The 808-nt window shown below is 25.2% G+C and carries 1 protein-coding gene; it reads left to right on the top strand.

What is annotated here, in order from left to right; all coding sequences use genetic code 4:
* Positions 1-689 (top strand): hypothetical protein (locus tag N9R85_RS03850; RefSeq protein ID WP_262858662.1); only part of this gene is annotated, 689 nt, incomplete at its 5' end.
* Positions 690-808: the final 119 nt, after the last annotated feature.

Below are 808 nucleotides of genomic sequence, written 5' to 3'. Positions count from 1 at the left end.
AAGTTTTAAGAGACTACATACACTTTAAAATAGCCCTTTCATTACTAAAAAAAGATAAAGAAAAACCATTCCTAGAACAGTTTGAAGATAATTCAAATACACAGCTACAAGAATTTTACAAAAAATACCATTATTATAATGGTATCAAAGATATTGTTAAAAACTTGAAAGGTTCAATAGGTGAAATTTTAGATCCTTCAATTTATTTAAATTATATAGATGAGTTTGGTACTACACACTTTTTCTATGATGAGTGAAAAGAATCACAAGAATTAGTTAGAAAAAATCATTTTCAAGCGTCAAATCAACGTCAATTCTACACCTTCGCCTTAAACCTATACAACAAATTCGTAATGCCTTTTAGTTATATTTTAAATGATGGTGATGATGAAAAACTTTATTTAACAAATTCACGAGATAGAGAAAAATTTTCAGAAGCCTTATTTGAAGAATTTTACCAACCTATTTTTGGTAAAATCGAAACAATAGAAAATAACGCAAGTCCAGAAGCAAAAATGTTAAGTGCTAAAACCAAACTTAAAAACTTTTTAGAAAATTCTATTGTAAAAATAGAAGGTAAAACAGATAAAAACTTATTATTTAGTTATGATATTATATCCAAAGATATCGACGGTAATCACTTTAATAGACTATGATTAAAATCTAACGAAGAAAATTCAGATAATTAAAGCACTAACCAGTGCTTTTTTATTTAAAAATTGCGTTTAAGCCATTGTTTATGTTATAAATGAAAATTAAATATTAATAATACATAATTTTACAATACAAGCGATTTAAACAGCGTTTT

The organism is Mycoplasma sp. CSL7503-lung (assembly GCF_025515455.1).
Taxonomy (GTDB): domain Bacteria; phylum Bacillota_I; class Bacilli_A; order Mycoplasmatales; family Metamycoplasmataceae; genus Mycoplasmopsis.
The sequence above is the reverse complement of the archived record's forward strand: the minus strand, read 5'-3'. Positions and strand labels throughout refer to the sequence as shown.